The following is a 17442-nucleotide window of genomic DNA, read 5'->3' on the forward strand; positions in this document are numbered from 1 at the left end:
CGCCCGGACAGCCCCGTCGTCACCCTCGTCAAGCCCACCAAAACAGCCCCAACCCCACGGACGAAGCCCTAAAACACCGGTATTGCGTCTAGGCCGTACGGCCCACCGGGGTGGCTGTACGGTACGCCCGGCGATGACCTGGTAGCAGACCCGCACCGCCAGGCCACCGACCGCAAGGGCGTACTCATGCACCGTCCCGGAAACCGCCCCGGAACCGGACTCCGGATAGCCGTCCCCGTCACCGCCGCCGCCCTGTTCCTCCTCGCGCCGGGCGCGGGCACCGCGTCGGCCGTCGACCGGCCGACCGATCCGGGCGAACTGACCCTCATCGACACCGATGCGGGCCCGGCACTGGCCGACCGCGCGGGCAACCCGCTCTATCTGCGGACGGCGGACCGGGCGGCCGGCCTGCGGTGCACGGGCGCGTGCGCCAGGACCTGGCCCGCGGCCACGGGTTTTCCGGCCAGGGGGCGGGGCGTGACGGCCCTGACCTCGCGGACCCTGCTGCGCGCGGCGAACAGCGGCCGGCCGCAGGTCGTCTACAACGGGTATCCGCTCTACTACTACAAGAACGACCGGCCGAACCGCCCCCTGGGACACCATGTGCCGGGCTTCAGCCTGGTCGCCCCGAACGGCACCGCGCTCACGACGGGCGCGGGTACGGGGGCGGGCGCGTCGACATCACCGCGGCCGGCGGTGTCCCCGCGGCCGTCCACGTCCGGCACGATCTCGGCCACGTCCCGCGCCAGGCCCCGGACGACCCCGGCCCCGGCGACAGCGACGGCCACCGCTTCCGCCACCCGGAAGACCCCGGTCATCCCCAGGACGCCCGTCACCCCCAGAACATCCGCGACGCCCAGGGCCTCCGTCACCCCCGGAACGCCTGTCACTCCCAGAGTCTCCGTCAGCCCCAGGGCCTCGGTCAGCCGGAGGGCGTTCCCTGCGAGCAGCCCGGCGGTCGGGGCGATCCGGGTCACCCCGTCCGGCGCGGCGCGGGGCGGCGCCGACCACCCGGTGGCCGCCGCCGACGCCACGGGCCCCGGCGGCCGTGACCGCGTGGCGCGGCTGTCCCTCGCCATCGGCACCACCGCCGCCGCCTCCGCGGGCACGATCCTGCTGGTACGCCGTCTCCAGCGCCGCACGACAGGCGGGGAGCCCTGACCGGACAGGCGGGCCGGCCGGACGGCGGTGGCCGCGCCCAGGGCCCCGCCCCGGCCCCGGCCTCGGACCGCGCGATACGGGTGCTGCTCGCCGTCGCGGTCCTGGGCGCGGCCACCGCCGTACTCCTGCACCTGACGGCGGCCCCGCCCGCCCCGCCGCACGCGTCGACGGCGCGGGCCCGCGAGCCCCGTCTCGTCCGCGTCACGGACCCGCCGTCCGCCCCCGTACGGCTGCGGATCCCGGCGCTCGGTGTCGTCGCCGCGGTCCAGCCGCTCGCGCTCGACCCGGCCGGCACGCTGGACGCGCCGAGCTTCCGGCACGCGATGAAGGTCGGCTGGTACGCGGCCGGCCCGCGCCCCGGCGAGCCGGGTCCGGCCGTGCTGGTCGGTCACCGGGACGCCCCGGCCAACCCGGGCACCGTCCCGGTCCGCAACGGCCGGGACAACATCAAGAACGCCGTCTTCGCCAAGCTGGGCCGGCTGCGGGTGGGCGACGCGATCGAGACGGAGTCGGGCGACGGCGCGCGGCGGTCGTTCCGGGTGACGGCGGTCGACACGTACCCGACGAAGCGTTTCCCCACCGGGCGGGTCTACGGTCAGGTGCCCGACCCGCAGCTCCGGCTGATCACCTGCGGCGGGGTCATCGACGCGAACGGCCACTGGGACTCGAACGTGGTGGTCAGCGCGGCGGCGGACCCGTGACCCGGGACCTCAGGCGGCCAGGTTGTTGTCGTCCGGCCGCGGCTCGGGGATGCCCAGCGGCCGCGTACCGCCCACCGCGTCGGCGGAGCCGTCAGTGCCGTCCGTACGGTCCGCCTCCCGCGCGCGCCGCGACCGTACGAGCGGGCCGAGCCGCCCCGAGCGGGCGACCGCCGAGACCAGCGGGGTCAGCAGCGCGAGCGCGAGGGGTGTGAGGAGCAGGGCGACGGCCGTGCCGAGGGCGAAGCCGCCGATCACGTCGGTCGGGTAGTGGACGCCCATGTAGACGCGGCAGAAGCCTTCGAGGAGGGCCAGGGCGATGGCGGCCAGACCGAACCTCCGGTGCGCGATGAAGATCCCGACGGCCACGGCCATCGCCATCGTGGCGTGATCGCTGACGAACGAGTAGTCGGTCTTGCCCGTGATGAGGACTTCGATGTTCTTGTGGTCGACGAACGGCCGCGGCCGTTCCACGAACCCGCGGATCGGGATGTTGACCAACAGCGCGATCCCGGCGGCGAGCGGCGCCCAGACCAGCCCGGCGACGGCCGTGACCGAGTCCTCCGCCGAGCCGCGGCGGCGCACGCTCCACCAGCACCAGAGCGCGACCAGGACCAGCGCGAGCAGGATCCCGTACTCGCCGGTGAACCCCATGACGCGGTCGAACCAGGACGGGGCGTCCTTGGCCAGTCCGTTGATGTCGTAGAGCAGGCCGACATCGGGGTTCGAACCGTCCAGTACGAGTCCAGCCATCTGCTGCGGCCCCTTGCCTTGTAAGCCCGCCGCGGCACACCTCCGTGTGTGCCGCTTCCACCAACCCCCGTGGTCAGTACGGAACATCTGCGCGACATGCCGCGCGATCAGAGTGATCAGTACCGCGGCTACCGTCCAGGGAACGGCCTACACGCCGCTCCCGTTCCAGCCTCTACCGAAAGATCACCATGACGTTATCGAAGAGTGACACAAAGTCGCAGCTCAGCGCCGCCGAAGGCCGGAGAGTTCCGGCCACCCGGCCGCCCGCTCGCGGGTCACGCGCCCACCGTACGTCCACCGCTCCCTCCGCCCGGTTCAGGCTTCGGGCCGGCTCCCCGGCAGCTCGGTCGGCAGCGATTTCGCGCCGTCCTCGGTGACTCTGGTCGCCCCGAAGTAGTCCGGGGTGTCGATCTTGTCGAACCGGATCACGGCACCGGTGTACGGCGCGTTGATCATGTACCCGCCTCCCACGTAGAGCCCGACGTGCCGGATGGCCCGCGAGTCGGTGAGATCGTCCGAGAAGAAGACGAGGTCCCCGGGGAGCAGCTCGTCCCGCGAGGGATGCTTGCCCGCGTTGTACTGGTCGTTGGCCACCCGGGGCAGCTCGATCCCCACGGTCCGGTACGCGGCCTGGGTCAGCCCCGAGCAGTCGAACCTGCCCCCTTGTTCGGGGGTCCCGTTCCCGCCCCAGAGATAGGGCGTGCCGAGCCTCTGCTGCGCGAAGTAGATGGCCGCGGCGGCCTGCTTCGACGGCTCGACCCGCCCGACGGGCCGGGCGAAGCTCTTCTCCAGCGTACGGATGATCTTGACGTAGTTCTGGGTCTCCCGGTACGGCGGGACGCCCTGGTACTTGATGACCGCGTACGCCCCGGCGTTGTACGCCGCGAGCATGTTGGCGGTCCGGTCGCCGGGCACGTCCTTCACGTACTTGGCCAGCTCGCAGTCGTACGAGGCGGCGGAGGGGATCGCGTCGGCCGGGTCCCAGATGTCCCGGACACCGTCCTTGTTCCCGTCGATCCCGTGGGCCTCCCACGTACCTGGGATGAACTGCCCGATGCCCTTGGCGTTCGCCGGGCTCTGGGCGCTCGGGTTCCACCCGCTCTCCTGGTACAACTGCGCGGCGAGCAGGGCGGGGTTGATGGCGGGGCAGAGGTTGCCCCAGGTCGACACGATGTTCTGGTACGCGGCGGGAACTGCCCCCTTGGCCAGACCGACGGCCCGGCCGCCCCCCGCCGTACCGCCGACGAGTCCGGCGGCCGCGGAGTAGGTCCCCACGACGAGCAGGGCGACGAAGGACATCGACAGCCCACCCGCCCCGGCCACGGCCAGCCATGCCTTACGCACCGTCACCCACCCTCCGCCTCAGGGCCCCTGTCGATTGGCCAGTGTAGGCGGGAGGCCCCCGGATCAGGGGGTGCACTTCGAGGACATGAGGACACGGGGGGCGCACGGCACCGCCCGGCCGGCCTCCGCGCGGGACGCCCCCGGCGGCGGATCCGCCCGTATCCGGGTGATGGAGACCATAAAGGTGTACCAACGACAGTCATTGCCCGGAGTCACGCCTCGTGATACACAGAGTAACCATACGTATACGCGCACCACCCGATCCGTGGCTGGTCAGGGCCCCGGGTCGGTCATCTGTGCGGGGATCGGGTAAAGAGAGCCGCCAAGCGGCCCACGAGGCCGGTTCCATCAGCGAAGATAGAGCGTGATCCGTGCCATGGGGCACGGGCGTGAATGACCCAACAGGGGCGGTGAGTTACATGTACCTGGCGGCCGAAAAGGGCGACATCACCACCATCATCGGTGGCATCGCGCCCAACTGGGGGCCTTTCGGGACACTGGGGAACGAGGCCCGAGTCATGATCGAGGTCGTGATGGCGGTGGCCATCCTCCTCTGTCTCGGGATCGCGATCTGGGGCGCGGCGAAGCAGCGCATCGGGGCGACGGCGCTCCGGGACACCTTCAGCGCGGAGCAGGGCAAGGGCCTGATCGTCGCCGGGCTGACCGGCGTCTTCATCATCGGCTCGCTGGGCACGCTGTTCACCATCGTGTACGGCATGGCCGTCTAGCGCGGCCGGGCCCGCACCTCCCGGCTCCTCCCCATCCCTTACGCCCCCTTCCTCCCCTCCCCTCTCCCTCCGATCCCCCGCCCGTCCCTCAACCCCACCTGTCCCTCGCATCCACCCGCTGAGGTTGCGTCACCCTGATGTCGAGTCACCACACCGCGCCCGCGCGGGAACCAGCACGGCTACCGTCGTACTACGCGGAATCGCACACGGCTGAGGGAGCGTACGCGGCATGAGCTTCGGCGACGAGCACGGCTACGGCGGCGACTCGGGCCGTAAGGACGACGGCTTCGGCGGCTCGGGCCAGACCCGTACCCGCCTGCCCGACCCCAGAGGCACCGACCCCTACGGCGACGGCCCGCGCCGCCCGGGCCGCAGCTCGCGCTCCCTCGTCACCGTGGTGGGCGTCGTGGTCCTGCTCATCGCCGCCATCGCGTTCGTGAACCGCGGCGGCAGCGGCGACCCGGCCGGCAACACCACCAAGGGCGCGTCGGGCGCGGGCGCGGACCCCACGGCGGCGACCGGCGTGAAACCGGTGACGGGCAAGAACGGCACGATCCCCTCGGGCTTCGCCAAGGACGAACAGGGCGCGGCGAGCGCGGCGGCGAACTACGCGGTGGTCCTGGGCTCGGACGGCATGTTCCACCAGGACAGCCGCCACACGATCGTCGACAGCGTCTACACCCCCGAGGCGGCGACCCGGCTGAAGGGGCCGCAGGACCAGGCGTACTCCCCCGAGTTCCTGCGGAAACTGGGCCTGGACGCGGAGGGCAACCCGCCGCAGGGCAGCGACTTCATCTCCCGGACGATCCCGGTCGGCACAAAGGTCGAGAGCCTGACGGGGGACACGGCGAAGGTGTCGGTCTGGTACACGGGACTGATCGGCATGTCGGGGCCCGACTCCACGGACCCGGTGAGCACCACGTGGAAGACCTGGACCTTCGAGCTGAGCCGGCTCGGTGACGACTGGAAGATCGTCACCGAAGCGCAGAAGGATGGCCCGGCGCCGGTGCCCGGGGACGTCGCGGCCTCCACCGCCGACGAGATCAGCAAGGCTGTCGAGCAGTACGGAGGCTTCACCTATGCCAGGTAGCTCCCGCCCCCGAGCCCGCTCCGCCGTCCGGCCCCCGGCTTACGTCGCCCCGCACCGGGCCCGCTCCGCCGTCCGGCCCCGGATCCGCTCCGTCGTCACCGTACTGGCGGGGCTTCAGGCCACGCTCCTCCTGCTCGCCACCCGCGCCGCGGCGGCGCCGACGCCCTCACCGTCCCCGTCCCCCTCGTCGAGCGGCGACTGCTCCCTGCTCTCCGGCCAGGTGGCGGAGTACTGCGAGCGCGGCGAGACCGGCACCGGCAGGTCCGGCCCGCCCACCACGACCGACGCCCTCGACCCCCTGGCCTCCCTCGCCCGGGGCTGCGCCGACGCCGCCGCCTGGATCGTCGGGAAGCTCAGCGCCGCCGTGAAGGAGACCGCCAACGTCGACTTCACCAACGCCTCCTTCCTCCGCCAGTACGCCGTCGTCTTCGCCGCCTCCACCATCCTCACCCTCGTCCTGTGGCTCCTCGCGGTCGCCAAGCGCGCCATCCGCGGCGTCCCCCTCACCACCGCGCTCTCCGAGGCCATCGGCTTCCTCTGGCTGACCGTCCTCGCCTCCGCCTTCACCCCGCTCATCCTCTACACCGTCGTCTCCGCCACCGACGGCGTCACCGAGGTCATCTCCACCTCCAGCGGCGGCCAGACCGACGTCTTCTTCGGCGGCTTCTCCGAAGCGCTCAAGAAAGGCGACAGCATCGGCGGCGGGCCGATCATGCTGATCGTCGTCTCGCTCGTATCGATCCTCGCCGCCGGTGTGCTCTGGCTGGAGCTGGTCATCCGGGCGGCCCTCCTCTACGTCGGCGCGCTGCTCGGCACCGTCGTCTACGCCGGGCTCGTCGACAAGAACATGTGGGGGCACGTCCGCCGCTGGGCCGGGATCATGATCGCCGTCATCATGGTGAAACCGGTGATCGTGATCGTCCTCGCGCTGGCCGGCGCGCTCTCCGCCGACAGCGGCCCCGACGCGCTCTCCGCCGTCGTCTCGGGCCTCGCCATCATCATCCTCGCGATCTTCGCCTCGGCGATGATCTACCGCTTCGTGCCCGGCTTCGGCGACGAGATCGCCTCCGCCAGGACCAACCGCAAGCAGGCCACGGACGGTTCCCAGGCCGCCGCCCTCATCAGCTCGCCCGCCGCCCTCGTCTCGCAGGGCATCAAGACACACAGCGGCCGCGGCGGACAGGGCGACGGCGGAGGCGGCGGGGGTGCGCGGCCCTCCAACCCGGTCTCCGGCGGCGTCGCCGCGCACAGCTCACGCAGCTCCTCCGGAGGCGGCGGCGGAGGCGGCGCGGGCGCCGGGGCAGGCGGCGGGCACATCCCCTCCGCCACGCCCCCGCCCCGCAGCAGCAGCCCCACCAGCTCCACCCCCCACAGCGCACGCGGCTCACGCGGCACCGGTAACGGCAACAACAGCACTGGAGGTGGGAGGCGTTGACGACCCAGATCCAACCGATGGCGCCCCGCCGTACGTATCTCATCGGCCGCGCCAGGCCGAACGCGATCGTCGGCAAGAACCGCGAGACCGGCGAGATCGCCCTGATCATCGCCGGCGCGTTCGTCGGCATGATGTGCGGCCTGCTGGTGCCCGTCCTGTCCCTGCGGATCGTGACGCTGACCGGCTTCCCGCTGCTCGCGCTCGCCGCCGTGTACGTGCCGTACAAGCACCGCACGTTCTACAAGTGGTTCGAGATCAACCGCAGTTTCAAGCGCACCCTGCGCAACGGCACCGTCTACCGCTCCGGCGCCATGGAGGCCGGCACCCGGAGCGACGGCCGCGAGGTCGAGGTCGGCCCGCCCCCCGGCATCGGCCGGATCAACTGGCTGGCCGCGCCCTTCGGCCCCGACGAGATCGCCGTCCTGCTCCACGCCGACCGCCGCACCGTCACCGCCGCCATCGAGATCGAGGGCCCCGGCGTCGGCCTGCGCGACAGCGAGGACCAGGAAGCCCTGGTCGACCGCTTCGGCACGCTCCTCAAGCATGTCGCCAACGGCGACGGCTTCGTCACCCGCCTCCAGATGCTCGCCCGTACGCTGCCCGCCGACCCCGACGCCCACGAGAAGGACGTGGCCCAGCGCGGCGACGCCTCCTCGCCGGGCTGGCTCCAGGACTCGTACGACCAGCTCCAGTCGATGGTCTCCACCTCCAGCGAGCAGCACCGCGCCTACCTCGTCGCCTGCATGCACTACACGCGCGAACTGGCCGCCGAGGGCCAGGCCATGGCGCGCGCCGCCCGCCAGGCCGCCGGTACGAGGAAGCTCGACCGGGACGCCGGCCTCGCCGTCGTCATGGCCCGCGAGCTCACCGACATCTGCGCCCGGCTCGCCGAGGCGGACATCCGCGTACGGCAGCCCCTCGGCCAGGGGCGGCTGGCCTCACTCGTGCACTCGATGTACGACCCGGACCACCCCATCGACCACATCCAGGCCATGACGAAACGAAACGCCTGGCCGGCCGAGCTGGACGCCATGGAGCCGACGTACCTCCAGGCCAAGACCCGCGAGTCGTCGACGCGGGCGCCCTGGTGCCACTCCACCGCCTGGGTCAAGGAGTGGCCCATGACCCCCGTGGGCGTCAACTTCCTGGCGCCGCTGCTCGTCCACACCCCCGATGTGATCCGCACGGTCTCGGTCACGATGGATCTCGAACCGACCGAGATCGCCATCGAGCGGATGCTGACGGAGAAGACCAACGACGACGCGGAAGCCAGCCGCGCCGCCAAGATGAACCGTACGGTCGACCCGCGGGACATCGCCGCGCACGGCCGGCTGGACCAGCGGGGTGAAGATCTCGCCAGCGGTGCGGCGGGGGTCAACCTCGTCGGGTACATCACGGTGTCGTCCCGGTCTCCCGAGGCCCTGGCCAGGGACAAGCGGACGATCAGAGCGTCGGCGGGCAAGTCGTACCTGAAGCTGGAGTGGTGCGACCGCGAGCACCACCGGGCCTTCGTGAACACCCTGCCGTTCGCGACCGGTATCCGCCGCTGACACCGGCGGCCCCGCGCCGCCCCACCCGTCCAGTCCCTCCATACCCCCATACCTTCCATACCTTCCATACCCTCCGTATCCGCCGTAGCCGAAGAGTCGAAAGGGGCCTGTGGTGCGAGATCCGCTGTCCGTCCTCACGGAAGCCTTCACCAGCTTCCTCTTCGGGAAGGTGGAGACCACCCGGCTGCCCGTCCGTACGTCGACGGGCCAGGCCCAGGCCGTCTACCTGCCCACCGCGGCCCCCGGCCTCGGCGACTCGGGTGTGATCATCGGCCGTGAGGTCTACAGCGGCAAGGGGTACATCTACGACCCCTTCCAGTTGTACGGACAGCAGCTCCCCGCCCCGCACTGGCTCGTCCTCGGCGAGTCCGGCAACGGCAAGTCGGCGCTGGAGAAGACCTACGTCCTGCGCCAGCTCCGCTTCCGCGACCGCCAGGTCGTCGTCCTCGACGCCCAGGGCGAGGACGGCGCGGGCGAGTGGAACCTCATCGCCCAGGAGCTGGGCATAACCCCCATCCGGCTGGACGCGATGGCGGCGCTCGACCACGGGATCCGGCTCAACCCGCTCGACCCGGCGATCACCACGACCGGGCAGCTCGCTCTTCTTCGTACGATCATCGAAGTCGCGATGGGCCACGGCCTCGACGAACGCTCCGGCTTCGCGCTGAAGGTGGCGCACGCCTACGTCAACGGGACGATCACCGACCGGCAGCCCGTGCTGATGGACATCGTCGAGCAACTGCGCCACCCCGAACCCGAGTCGGCCGAGGCCATGAACGTCGACCTGGACGACGTACGGGCCTGGGGCCTGGACGTCGCCCTGGTCCTGGACCGGCTGGTCGACGGTGACCTGCGGGGCATGTTCGACGGGCCGACGACCGTCGGGATCGACCTGGACGCCCCGCTGATCGTCTTCGACCTCTCGCACATCGACCGCAACTCGATCGCGATGCCGATCCTGATGGCGATCGTGGGTGTCTGGCTGGAGCACACCTGGATCCGCCCCGACCGGAAGAAGCGCATCTTCCTGGTCGAGGAAGCCTGGCACATCATCAACTCGCCCTTCGTCGCCCAGCTCTTCCAGCGGCTGCTGAAGTTCGGCCGGCGGCTCGGCCTCTCGTTCGTGGCGGTGGTCCATCACCTCTCCGACGTGGTCGACGGCGCCGCGGCCCGGGAGGCCGCCGCCATCCTCAAGATGGCCTCGACCCGCACGATCTACGCCCAGAAGGCCGACGAGGCCAGAGCGACGGGCCGGGTCCTCGGCCTGCCCCGCTGGGCCGTGGAGATCATCCCGACGCTCACCCCCGGCATCGCGGTCTGGGACGTCAACGGCAATGTCCAGGTCGTCAAACACCTGGTGACGGAGGCGGAACAGCCGCTGGTCTTCACCGACCGGGCCATGACCGAGAACTCCGAGGCGTCGGACGCCGCCGACGCGGCCGAGGCCCGGCGCGCCGGACTGCTGCCCCCGGATCCGCACACAGCGCGCCGGCCGTACGAACCGTACGAACCGCACGAGGACATGCGGGCCGCGGAGTGGGAGGCCGAGCAGCGGGCGGCCCTCCTCGAACGGCAACGGGAGTACGGCGAGTCCTCCGAGTCGACGGTGGCATGACATGCCGCGCCACCACCAGGACGACCGGCGGCCAGGACAGGGCGGCGGCCAGGGCGGCATCCCCGACGGGCTGCTGCTGGGCCTGCTGGGCTTCCTGCTCGGGCTGACGCTGCTGGTCTGGACGGCGACGGGGCTGGCCGGCCTGTTCACCCACGGCGGCTGGCCGCACGGTGTCACCTTCACGCGTACGCCGCTGGCCATGCGCGAACTGGCCTCGGCCCCGCACGACCTGCCGGGCGCCTGGCCGGAGACCCCGCCCGGGGAGCTGTCGGGGTACGGGCTGTTCTGGGGCCTGCTGATCAGCCAGTTCATGGTGCTGACCGTCCTCACGGTGTTCGTCCTCGGGGTGACGGCGCGCTACCGGGTGGTACGGGCGAGACGCAAGGAGCAGCAGGGGTACGCACGGGACCACGGACGGGACCACGGGTGGAACGACGGACAGGGCTACGCACAGGGCTACGGGCGGAACGACCGGCGGAACGACGCACAGGACTACGCACAGGAACAGGACACGCGGGACGCCGTACCCCGCCAGACCCCGGCCCCGGCCCACAGGCCCGCGCCTGCGCCCGTCCACCAGCCCGCGCCCGCCCTGGAACACGTGCCCCCGGCGTACGCGCCGCCACCGCCCGGCACACCCGGCGAGGACCCGCGGCAAAGACCGCCCCAGCAGCACGAACAACCGCCCCCGGCACCGCTCCCGGCACCGGCCCTGCTCCAGGCCCCGCCCCCCTCGCCCGTCCCGGCTCCGCGCGTACGGTACGGCGCCCCCGCCACCCGGCGCCCCACCGCCGTGCAGGCCGTCCTGGACGCCGCGGGCCCCGCCCTCGTCGTCACCTCCTCCCCCGCCCTCTGGGCCGAGACCAAGGACGCGCGGGCCAAGCTCGGCCCCGTCCTCGTCTACGACCCGGGCCACCTCTGCGACACCCCCGCCCGGATCCACTGGTCCCCCACCGCCGGCTGCGAGGACCCGGCCACCGCCGCGGCCCGCGCGACCGCGCTGCTCTCCCCCGTACGCCCCCACGCGCTGCTCGACGCCGCCATGGCCGACACCGCGGAGACGCTCCTGCGCTGCTGGCTGCATGCCGCGGCCGTGGACGCGCGTCCGGTGAAGCAGGTGCTGCGCTGGGCGCAGGGCGGGGGCGCGCAGGAGGCCGTACGGATACTCCGTACGCACCCCAAGGCGGCCTCCGGCCTCGCCGGGCTGCTGGAGTCCGCGCTCACCGGCCACCCCGAACGCCGGGAGGTCGCCCAGCAGTTGACCGCGCGTGCGCTCTCCGCCCTCTCCTCGGTCCATATCCGGGACGCCTGCACACCGAACAGAACCGATGCCCTCGCACTGGATTCTTTTGTGAGCGAGGGGGGCACGCTCTATGTGGTGGGCGAGCCGATCGAAGATCCCCGCGCCCGCCCGGGTGCGATGCCGCTGCTCACCGCACTCACCTCAAGCGTGGTCGAGCACGGCCGCCGCATGGCCGCACGGTCATCTGACGGTCGGCTCGACCCACCAATGTCCCTCGTCCTGGACGATGTGGCGGCGGTGGCCCCGTTCGCCCGCGTCCCGGAGCTGCTGGCCACCGGCCAGGACCGAGGCATGCCGACGCTGGCCCTGCTCCGCTCCCGGCAGCAGGGCAAGGACCGCTGGCCCCACGAGGAGCTGCCGGACGCCCCTCGGGCCCCCTCGTAAAGACTCCGGGGCCTCTCCCCGAGGCCCTAGCCGGCGGCGGGCTGGGTGAAGCGGATGCTGTTGCCGAAGGGGTCCCGGAGGCCGCAGTCGGTTCCGTACGGACGTTCGGTGGGCTCGTCGGTGAACTCGACACCCCGGGCCAGCAGCGTCTCGTACGTCTTTCGGCAGTCGTCCGTGCTGAAGAAGAGCGAGCCGCCCGTGGCCCCCTTGGTGACCAGCTCCCGGACCTGCCGCGCCGTCTCCTCGGACATCGCGGGAGGCCCCGGCTTCTCCAGCAGGACCTGACGCTCCGGGGCGCCGGGGACGTTGACGGTCAACCAGCGCATGAAGCCCAGGTCGACATCGGTGTTGACCTCCAGGCCGAGCTTGCCGACGTAGAAGTCGAGGGCTTCGTCCTGATCGAGGACGTAGATCTGCGAATGCGTGATGGCGTTGAACATGTTCCTCACGCTACGGGGTGGGCCGAGCGAAAACTTATCCGAAACTGCTCGGCCGCATCCACGCCATCGTGAAGCAGTTCGGCACCTCCGCGGCCGCCTCTTCCCTGGCCGCGGCCTTGGCCACGGCCTCCTTCCGGTACGCCCTCGGCGACCGTCCGACGATGTCGTGGAAGGTCCGGCTGAAGGTCCCCGGGCTGCCGAAGCCGACCTCGTAGCAGATGTCCGTCACGCTGTGGTCGCTCTCCCGCAGCAGGAACATGGCGCGCTCGACACGGCGACGCTGCAGGTAACGGTGGGGCGTCTCGCCGAACGTCGCCCGGAAGGTACGGGTGAAGTGCGCCGACGACACATGGGCGATCCGGGCCAGGGCCGGAACGTCCAGCGGCTGCGCGTAGTCGCGGTCCATCGCGTCCCGCGCGCGGAGCATCCGGCGGTTGGTCTCTTCTGCGGCGCGGCTCACGGCACCATCACACCACGCTCCCGCCGGACCCGCCCCGGCTCTGCTGCGGCCCGGCCCTCCCGCGCGCCCGCTCAGGGACGCGCGATCGCGCACTCCAGCTCCTGCGCCGAGGGGTCGCCCGCCATCGGCACGGTCACTCCCGTCGGTACGAAGCCGAGCTTGCGGTACGCGGCGGCGGCCCGCGGGTTCCCTTCGTTGACGTACAGCCGTACCCGCGCGAGCCGCGGCTCCTCCAGCGCCCACGCCCGGTCGAGCGCCGCCGCGACCAGCGCCGCGATGACCCGGCCGCCGCGGTGTTCCGGCCGTACGAAGACGCCGACCAGATGCCCCTGGGCCCGCTCGACGGTGGCGCCGAAGAAGTCCTCCCGCCCGGCCTCCTCGACCAGCAGGGCCACCGACCCCGACCAGCTTCCGTCCGGCGCCTCGGCGACGAACTGTACGGAGCGGGTCCCGTGCCGCGTCGAGAAGCCCGCCGCCCGCTCCCGCCAGACGGCGTCGGGATGCTCCACGGCCTGCTCGTACGTCTCCAGGAAGGCCACCGGCGCCGCCGGGTCCCTGAGCGCGTCGAGCCGGAGTTCCCTGGTCCGGGGCCATTCCTCGGTCCGTACCGGCCGTATCACGTGGTCCATACAGCGATCCTCCGGGCGCACCGCCCCGCCCGCAACGCGTTTTCCTCCCTCCGGCACTCCTCCCCGGCACACGGCCGGGCCCGCCTCCGTACGTCCCCGGTACTACGCGGCGCCCCGGCACCCGACCCCGGTACGACGATCCGCGCCCGCCCGCTGCCTAGCGTCGACACCATGACCAGACCCCATGGAACCCGCCCACATGGAGCCGGCCCACATGGCACCGGCCCCCATGGAGCCGGCCCACACGGCCTCGAAGTGGCCGGCCTCACCAAGCGGTACGGCGACAAGACCGTCGTCGACGACCTCACCTTCACCGTCGGACCCGGCACCGTCACCGGCTTCCTCGGCCCCAACGGCGCGGGCAAGTCCACCACCCTGCGCATGCTGCTCGGCCTCGACGCCCCCACCCGCGGCCGGGCCAGCGTCGCCGGCCGCGCCTACGCCGCCCATCCCGCCCCGCTCACCCAGGTCGGAGCCCTGCTGGAGGCCCGCTCCGTACACCCGGGGCGCAGCGCCCACGACCACCTCCTCGCACTCGCCCACACCCACGGCATCCCGCGGCGCCGCGTCACCCGGGTCCTGGAGCTGACCGGGCTCGCCGCAGTCGCCCGGCAGCGGGTGAAGGGGTTCTCACTCGGCATGGGCCAACGGCTGGGCATCGCGGCCGCGCTCCTCGGCGACCCGGCCACCCTGATCCTCGACGAACCCGTCAACGGGCTCGACCCCCAGGGCGTCCTGTGGATCCGGAACCTCCTCAAGTCCCTGGCGGCGGAGGGCCGTACGGTCTTCATCTCCTCCCACCTCATGAGCGAGACCGCGCTCACCGCCGACCACCTGATCGTCATCGGCCGGGGCCGGCTGCTGGCGGACACGACGGTCGCCGACTTCGTACGGGACGCGGCACGGACCGCCGCCGTCAAGGTCGTCACCCCGCAACCGGAGCGCCTGCGCCATCTGCTCACCGCCCCGGACGTACGGATCGCCTCCGGCGCGGCGGACACCCTGGAGGTACACGGCACGGACAGCGCCCACATCGGCCGCGTCGCCGCGGAGAACGCCGTACCCCTGACCCAACTCACCCCGCGGACCCCGTCGTTGGAGCAGGCGTTCATGATCGGCCTGCTGGTGGGCGCGACGTACGAGAGCGGCGGCGGCGACTCGGACATCGACACCCTGTTCATGATCCTCATCGGGGTGCAGTTCGCCCGGTCTTCGGCACGGTCGTCCTCGCCGCCTCCCTCGTCACGGCGTTCGCCACCTACCTCCCGGCGGCGGCCCTCCTCTCCGGCACCGACCAGGAGACCTCCCTCGGCGACCCCGGGGTGGTACGCGCCCTCCTGGGCAGCACGGCGGCACTGACCCTCCTCGGCCTGATCGCCCTCGGCCTGGGCTCGGCGCTGCGCTCCGTGGCGGGGGCCGTCGGGGCCTTCATCGGAGGCGTCATGGTCCTGCCAGAAGTGCTCGGCATGCTGCCGTACGACATCGTGCGCGACGCGTCGGAGTACTTCCCCACCAAGGCGGCGACGGCCCTCACCTCGGCCCGGCCGGTGGCGGAGGGCGCGTCACCGGGAGGCGCGCTGCTCGCGCCGGCACTGACGGCGGCGGCGACACTGGTCCTGGCGAGCATCCTGCTCAAGCGCCGCGACGTCTGACCACTCCCGGAACACTCCCGGACAATTCCCCGGAAGAACGACGAGGACCACGAGAACATGGATGCGGACACCACGGCGAAGGGGCCCGTCACGGACGCCAACGCAGCCGCGGGCGATGACCCCCACGGCCAGGACTGGTCGGCCGGTGCCCAGCCGCTCACGGGCCGGCTGAACCGGCTCGCGGGCCGGATCCGGCGCTTCGACCGCCGACACCCCCTGATCTGGGACATCCACCTCACCGCCTTCTTCGTGCTGGCCGCGCTCATCGACGCCTCGGGCGGCTGGCGGACCACCGCCCTCGATCCGCACACGGCGACGTGGCTGGTGACGGTGGTGAGCCTCGGCCTCTCCGTGCCCCTGCTGTGGCGCCGCAGCCGCCCGGTCACCGTGGTACTGGTGACACTGCCGTTCGCCCTGGTCAACGCATGGAGCGGGGCCCATCTCCAGGCGGGGTTCCTCGGCGGTGTCCTCCTCTGCAACATCGCGCTGCGTCTCCCGCTCCGTACACTCGCCGGCTCCGCCACCGTGTCACTGGCGCCGTTCGCCTTGGCCATCACCCGCTATACGGACGACAGTTGGAACCACTACATCGTGCCGGGATCGAACGTCGTCCTGATGGGCGCCCTGCTGGGACTGGCCGTACGCAGCCGCCAGGAGTACACGGCCTCGCTGGTGGAACGCGCACGGCGGCTGGAGATCGAGCGCGACCAGCAGGCCCGGCTCGCCGCCGCCGCCGAACGCGCCCGTATCGCACGGGAGATGCACGACATCATCGGCCACAACCTCTCCGTCATCACGGGCCTCGCGGACGGCGGCTCCTACGCGGCGGAGAAGAACCCGCGGCGCGCGGTGGAGGCGCTGGAGGCCATCGGCACGACGAGCCGCCAGGCACTCACCGAGCTGCGCCGCCTGCTGGACGTCCTGCGCGAGAACTCGGACGGCGAGACCGTGGAGGCGGCCGAACTGGCCCCGCAGCCCGCCCTGGCCGATCTCCACCACCTGGTCGACGGAGTACGGGCCGCCGGGCTGCCCGTACGGATGACGGTGCGCGGCCACGCCGACCCCCTGCCGGCCGGTCAGCAGCTCACGGTCTACCGGGTGGTGCAGGAAGCCCTCACCAACACGCTGAAGCACGCGGACCCCACGGACCGCGCCGGTGAGCCGACCCGGGCCGATGTGGACGTGTCCTACGCCCGGGACGGCGTGACGGCGACCGTCACCGACTCGGGAGCCCCCGGGCCCGCGCACCGGGGCGAGCCCGCCACCGTCACGGGCCGGGGCCTCACCGGTATGCGCGAGCGGGCGGCCCTGTACGACGGCACACTTGAGGCCGGCCCGCTGCCCCACCCGGCGGACGGCTGGCGCGTACGCCTCCACCTCCCCGGCCCCCGGAAGGACACCGCAGACCAGTGACCACCGTGCTCGTCGTCGACGACCAGCCCTTGCAGCGCTTCGGCTTCCGCATGCTCCTGGAGAGCCAGGACGACCTGACGATCCTGGGCGAGGCGGGCAACGGTACGGAGGCGGTACGGCTCGCGGCGGAACTCCACCCGGACGTCGTGCTGATGGACATCCGTATGCCGGGCCTGGACGGTATCGAGGCGACCCGCAGGATCGTGGCGGCGGGCAGCCGCACCAGGATCCTCCTCCTGACGACGTTCGATCTGGACGAGTACGCGTACGCGGGGCTGCGGGCGGGCGCCAGCGGCTTCCTGGTCAAGGACGCGCTCCCGGAGGAACTGCTCTCCGGGATACGGGCCGTGGCGAGCGGGGACGCGGTGGTGGCGCCGAGCCTCACCCGCCGTCTCCTGGACGCGTTCGCCCACCACCTGCCGACGGCCGACCCTCCCCCGGCTGCCCCCGTGGACACCCACCCGAAGCTGGCCCGGCTCACCGACCGGGAACAGGAGATCCTCACCGCCATCGGCCGCGGCTGGTCGAACCAGGAGATCGCGGGGCGCTTCCATCTCGCCGAATCGACGGTGAAGACCCATATCTCCCGCATCCTCGCCAAGACGGGCGTACGCGACCGCGTCCAGGCGGTGATCCTGGCGTACGACAGCCGACTGGTGACCCCGGAATGACCTGCGCAGGGCGGAAAATGGCCCTGGAACGCAGAAATGCCCCGCACCAGAAGGTGCGGGGCATTCCCACAATAATTGTTCGGCGGCGTCCTACTCTCCCACAGGGTCCCCCCTGC

The 17442-nt window shown here is 72.1% G+C and carries 17 protein-coding genes; 12 read left to right on the forward strand and 5 right to left on the reverse strand.

The window, feature by feature from the left end; all coding sequences use genetic code 11:
- Window positions 1-186: 186 nt before the first annotated feature.
- Window positions 187-1161: a hypothetical protein gene (locus ACIQ7D_RS36845; protein ID WP_403945530.1), complete on the forward strand. Its 975-nt coding sequence runs from the start codon at window positions 187-189 to the stop codon at window positions 1159-1161.
- A gap of 80 nt (window positions 1162-1241) precedes the next feature.
- Window positions 1242-1862, forward strand: a complete 621-nt coding sequence (locus ACIQ7D_RS36850; RefSeq protein ID WP_403945532.1) for a sortase domain-bontaining protein — start codon at window positions 1242-1244, stop codon at window positions 1860-1862.
- A 9-nt stretch (window positions 1863-1871) separates the two neighbouring features.
- On the opposite strand, the gene ACIQ7D_RS36855 is transcribed toward ACIQ7D_RS36850, so the two are convergent.
- Both ACIQ7D_RS36855 and ACIQ7D_RS36860 read right to left on the reverse strand, forming a co-directional pair.
- Complete coding sequence (locus ACIQ7D_RS36855; protein WP_403945534.1) at window positions 1872-2612, reverse strand: phosphatase PAP2 family protein; 741 nt, start codon at window positions 2610-2612, stop codon at window positions 1872-1874.
- Window positions 2613-2927: 315 nt separating this feature from the next.
- Entirely contained in the window at window positions 2928-3911 is a 984-nt protein-coding gene (locus tag ACIQ7D_RS36860; RefSeq protein ID WP_403945561.1) for an NlpC/P60 family protein, read from the reverse strand.
- Between the two features lie 464 nt (window positions 3912-4375).
- On the opposite strand from ACIQ7D_RS36860, the gene ACIQ7D_RS36865 reads away from it, so the two are divergent.
- From ACIQ7D_RS36865 to ACIQ7D_RS36890, 6 genes are all read left to right on the forward strand, one after another.
- Complete coding sequence (locus ACIQ7D_RS36865) at window positions 4376-4684, forward strand: hypothetical protein (protein ID WP_003985768.1); 309 nt, start codon at window positions 4376-4378, stop codon at window positions 4682-4684.
- Between the two features lie 229 nt (window positions 4685-4913).
- Window positions 4914-5774, forward strand: a complete 861-nt coding sequence (locus tag ACIQ7D_RS36870; RefSeq protein ID WP_403945536.1) for a hypothetical protein — start codon at window positions 4914-4916, stop codon at window positions 5772-5774.
- Complete coding sequence (locus ACIQ7D_RS36875) at window positions 5764-7209, forward strand: hypothetical protein (protein ID WP_403945539.1); 1446 nt, start codon at window positions 5764-5766, stop codon at window positions 7207-7209. Before ACIQ7D_RS36870 ends, ACIQ7D_RS36875 begins: the two co-directional genes overlap by 11 nt.
- Window positions 7206-8759 carry an SCO6880 family protein gene (locus tag ACIQ7D_RS36880; RefSeq protein WP_403945541.1) on the forward strand — a complete coding sequence of 518 codons (1554 nt, stop codon included), beginning with the start codon at window positions 7206-7208 and terminating at the stop codon, window positions 8757-8759. Before ACIQ7D_RS36875 ends, ACIQ7D_RS36880 begins: the two co-directional genes overlap by 4 nt.
- 112 nt (window positions 8760-8871) lie before the next feature.
- Window positions 8872-10374: an ATP-binding protein gene (locus tag ACIQ7D_RS36885; protein ID WP_403945543.1), complete on the forward strand. Its 1503-nt coding sequence runs from the start codon at window positions 8872-8874 to the stop codon at window positions 10372-10374.
- A 1-nt stretch (window position 10375) separates the two neighbouring features.
- A complete protein-coding gene (locus ACIQ7D_RS36890) occupies window positions 10376-12061 on the forward strand; it encodes a type VI secretion protein (protein ID WP_403945545.1) in 1686 nt (561 codons plus the stop codon).
- Window positions 12062-12087: 26 nt separating this feature from the next.
- Here ACIQ7D_RS36890 and ACIQ7D_RS36895 read toward each other — a convergent pair whose 3' ends face one another.
- The 3 genes from ACIQ7D_RS36895 to ACIQ7D_RS36905 form a co-directional block, all read right to left on the reverse strand.
- Window positions 12088-12501: a VOC family protein gene (locus tag ACIQ7D_RS36895; RefSeq protein WP_384995915.1), complete on the reverse strand. Its 414-nt coding sequence runs from the start codon at window positions 12499-12501 to the stop codon at window positions 12088-12090.
- A 34-nt stretch (window positions 12502-12535) separates the two neighbouring features.
- Complete coding sequence (locus tag ACIQ7D_RS36900) at window positions 12536-12961, reverse strand: helix-turn-helix domain-containing protein (RefSeq protein WP_403945547.1); 426 nt, start codon at window positions 12959-12961, stop codon at window positions 12536-12538.
- A 71-nt stretch (window positions 12962-13032) separates the two neighbouring features.
- Window positions 13033-13590, reverse strand: a complete 558-nt coding sequence (locus tag ACIQ7D_RS36905) for a GNAT family N-acetyltransferase (RefSeq protein ID WP_403945550.1) — start codon at window positions 13588-13590, stop codon at window positions 13033-13035.
- 255 nt (window positions 13591-13845) lie between these two features.
- On the opposite strand from ACIQ7D_RS36905, the gene ACIQ7D_RS36910 reads away from it, so the two are divergent.
- The 4 genes from ACIQ7D_RS36910 to ACIQ7D_RS36925 are packed head-to-tail and all read left to right on the forward strand — an operon-like array spanning window position 13846 to window position 17326.
- Window positions 13846-14949 (forward strand): ATP-binding cassette domain-containing protein, encoded by a 1104-nt coding sequence (locus ACIQ7D_RS36910; protein WP_403945553.1) that lies wholly within the window; start codon window positions 13846-13848, stop codon window positions 14947-14949.
- Window positions 14913-15242 carry a hypothetical protein gene (locus tag ACIQ7D_RS36915; protein WP_403945554.1) on the forward strand — a complete coding sequence of 110 codons (330 nt, stop codon included), beginning with the start codon at window positions 14913-14915 and terminating at the stop codon, window positions 15240-15242. The genes ACIQ7D_RS36910 and ACIQ7D_RS36915 overlap by 37 nt, the downstream gene beginning before the upstream one ends.
- A gap of 57 nt (window positions 15243-15299) precedes the next feature.
- Window positions 15300-16655 carry a sensor histidine kinase gene (locus ACIQ7D_RS36920; protein ID WP_403945557.1) on the forward strand — a complete coding sequence of 452 codons (1356 nt, stop codon included), beginning with the start codon at window positions 15300-15302 and terminating at the stop codon, window positions 16653-16655.
- Window positions 16652-17326 carry a response regulator gene (locus tag ACIQ7D_RS36925; protein WP_403945560.1) on the forward strand — a complete coding sequence of 225 codons (675 nt, stop codon included), beginning with the start codon at window positions 16652-16654 and terminating at the stop codon, window positions 17324-17326. Before ACIQ7D_RS36920 ends, ACIQ7D_RS36925 begins: the two co-directional genes overlap by 4 nt.
- Window positions 17327-17442: the final 116 nt, after the last annotated feature.

This window comes from Streptomyces sp. NPDC096310 (assembly GCF_044763125.1).
In the GTDB taxonomy this organism is placed as follows: Bacteria; Actinomycetota; Actinomycetes; order Streptomycetales; family Streptomycetaceae; genus Streptomyces.

Excerpts from the sequence above, each read along its gene's own strand:
- ACIQ7D_RS36845 (WP_403945530.1), top strand. The coding sequence starts at position 187 with ATGCACCGTCCCGGAAACCGCCCCGGAACCGGACTCCGGATAGCCGTC.
- ACIQ7D_RS36855 (WP_403945534.1), bottom strand. The coding sequence starts at position 2,612 with ATGGCTGGACTCGTACTGGACGGTTCGAACCCCGATGTCGGCCTGCTC.
- ACIQ7D_RS36860 (WP_403945561.1), bottom strand. The coding sequence starts at position 3,911 with ATGTCCTTCGTCGCCCTGCTCGTCGTGGGGACCTACTCCGCGGCCGCC.
- ACIQ7D_RS36865 (WP_003985768.1), top strand. The coding sequence starts at position 4,376 with ATGTACCTGGCGGCCGAAAAGGGCGACATCACCACCATCATCGGTGGC.
- ACIQ7D_RS36870 (WP_403945536.1), top strand. The coding sequence starts at position 4,914 with ATGAGCTTCGGCGACGAGCACGGCTACGGCGGCGACTCGGGCCGTAAG.
- ACIQ7D_RS36875 (WP_403945539.1), top strand. The coding sequence starts at position 5,764 with ATGCCAGGTAGCTCCCGCCCCCGAGCCCGCTCCGCCGTCCGGCCCCCG.
- ACIQ7D_RS36890 (WP_403945545.1), top strand. The coding sequence starts at position 10,376 with ATGCCGCGCCACCACCAGGACGACCGGCGGCCAGGACAGGGCGGCGGC.
- ACIQ7D_RS36895 (WP_384995915.1), bottom strand. The coding sequence starts at position 12,501 with ATGTTCAACGCCATCACGCATTCGCAGATCTACGTCCTCGATCAGGAC.
- ACIQ7D_RS36905 (WP_403945550.1), bottom strand. The coding sequence starts at position 13,590 with ATGGACCACGTGATACGGCCGGTACGGACCGAGGAATGGCCCCGGACC.
- ACIQ7D_RS36920 (WP_403945557.1), top strand. The coding sequence starts at position 15,300 with ATGGATGCGGACACCACGGCGAAGGGGCCCGTCACGGACGCCAACGCA.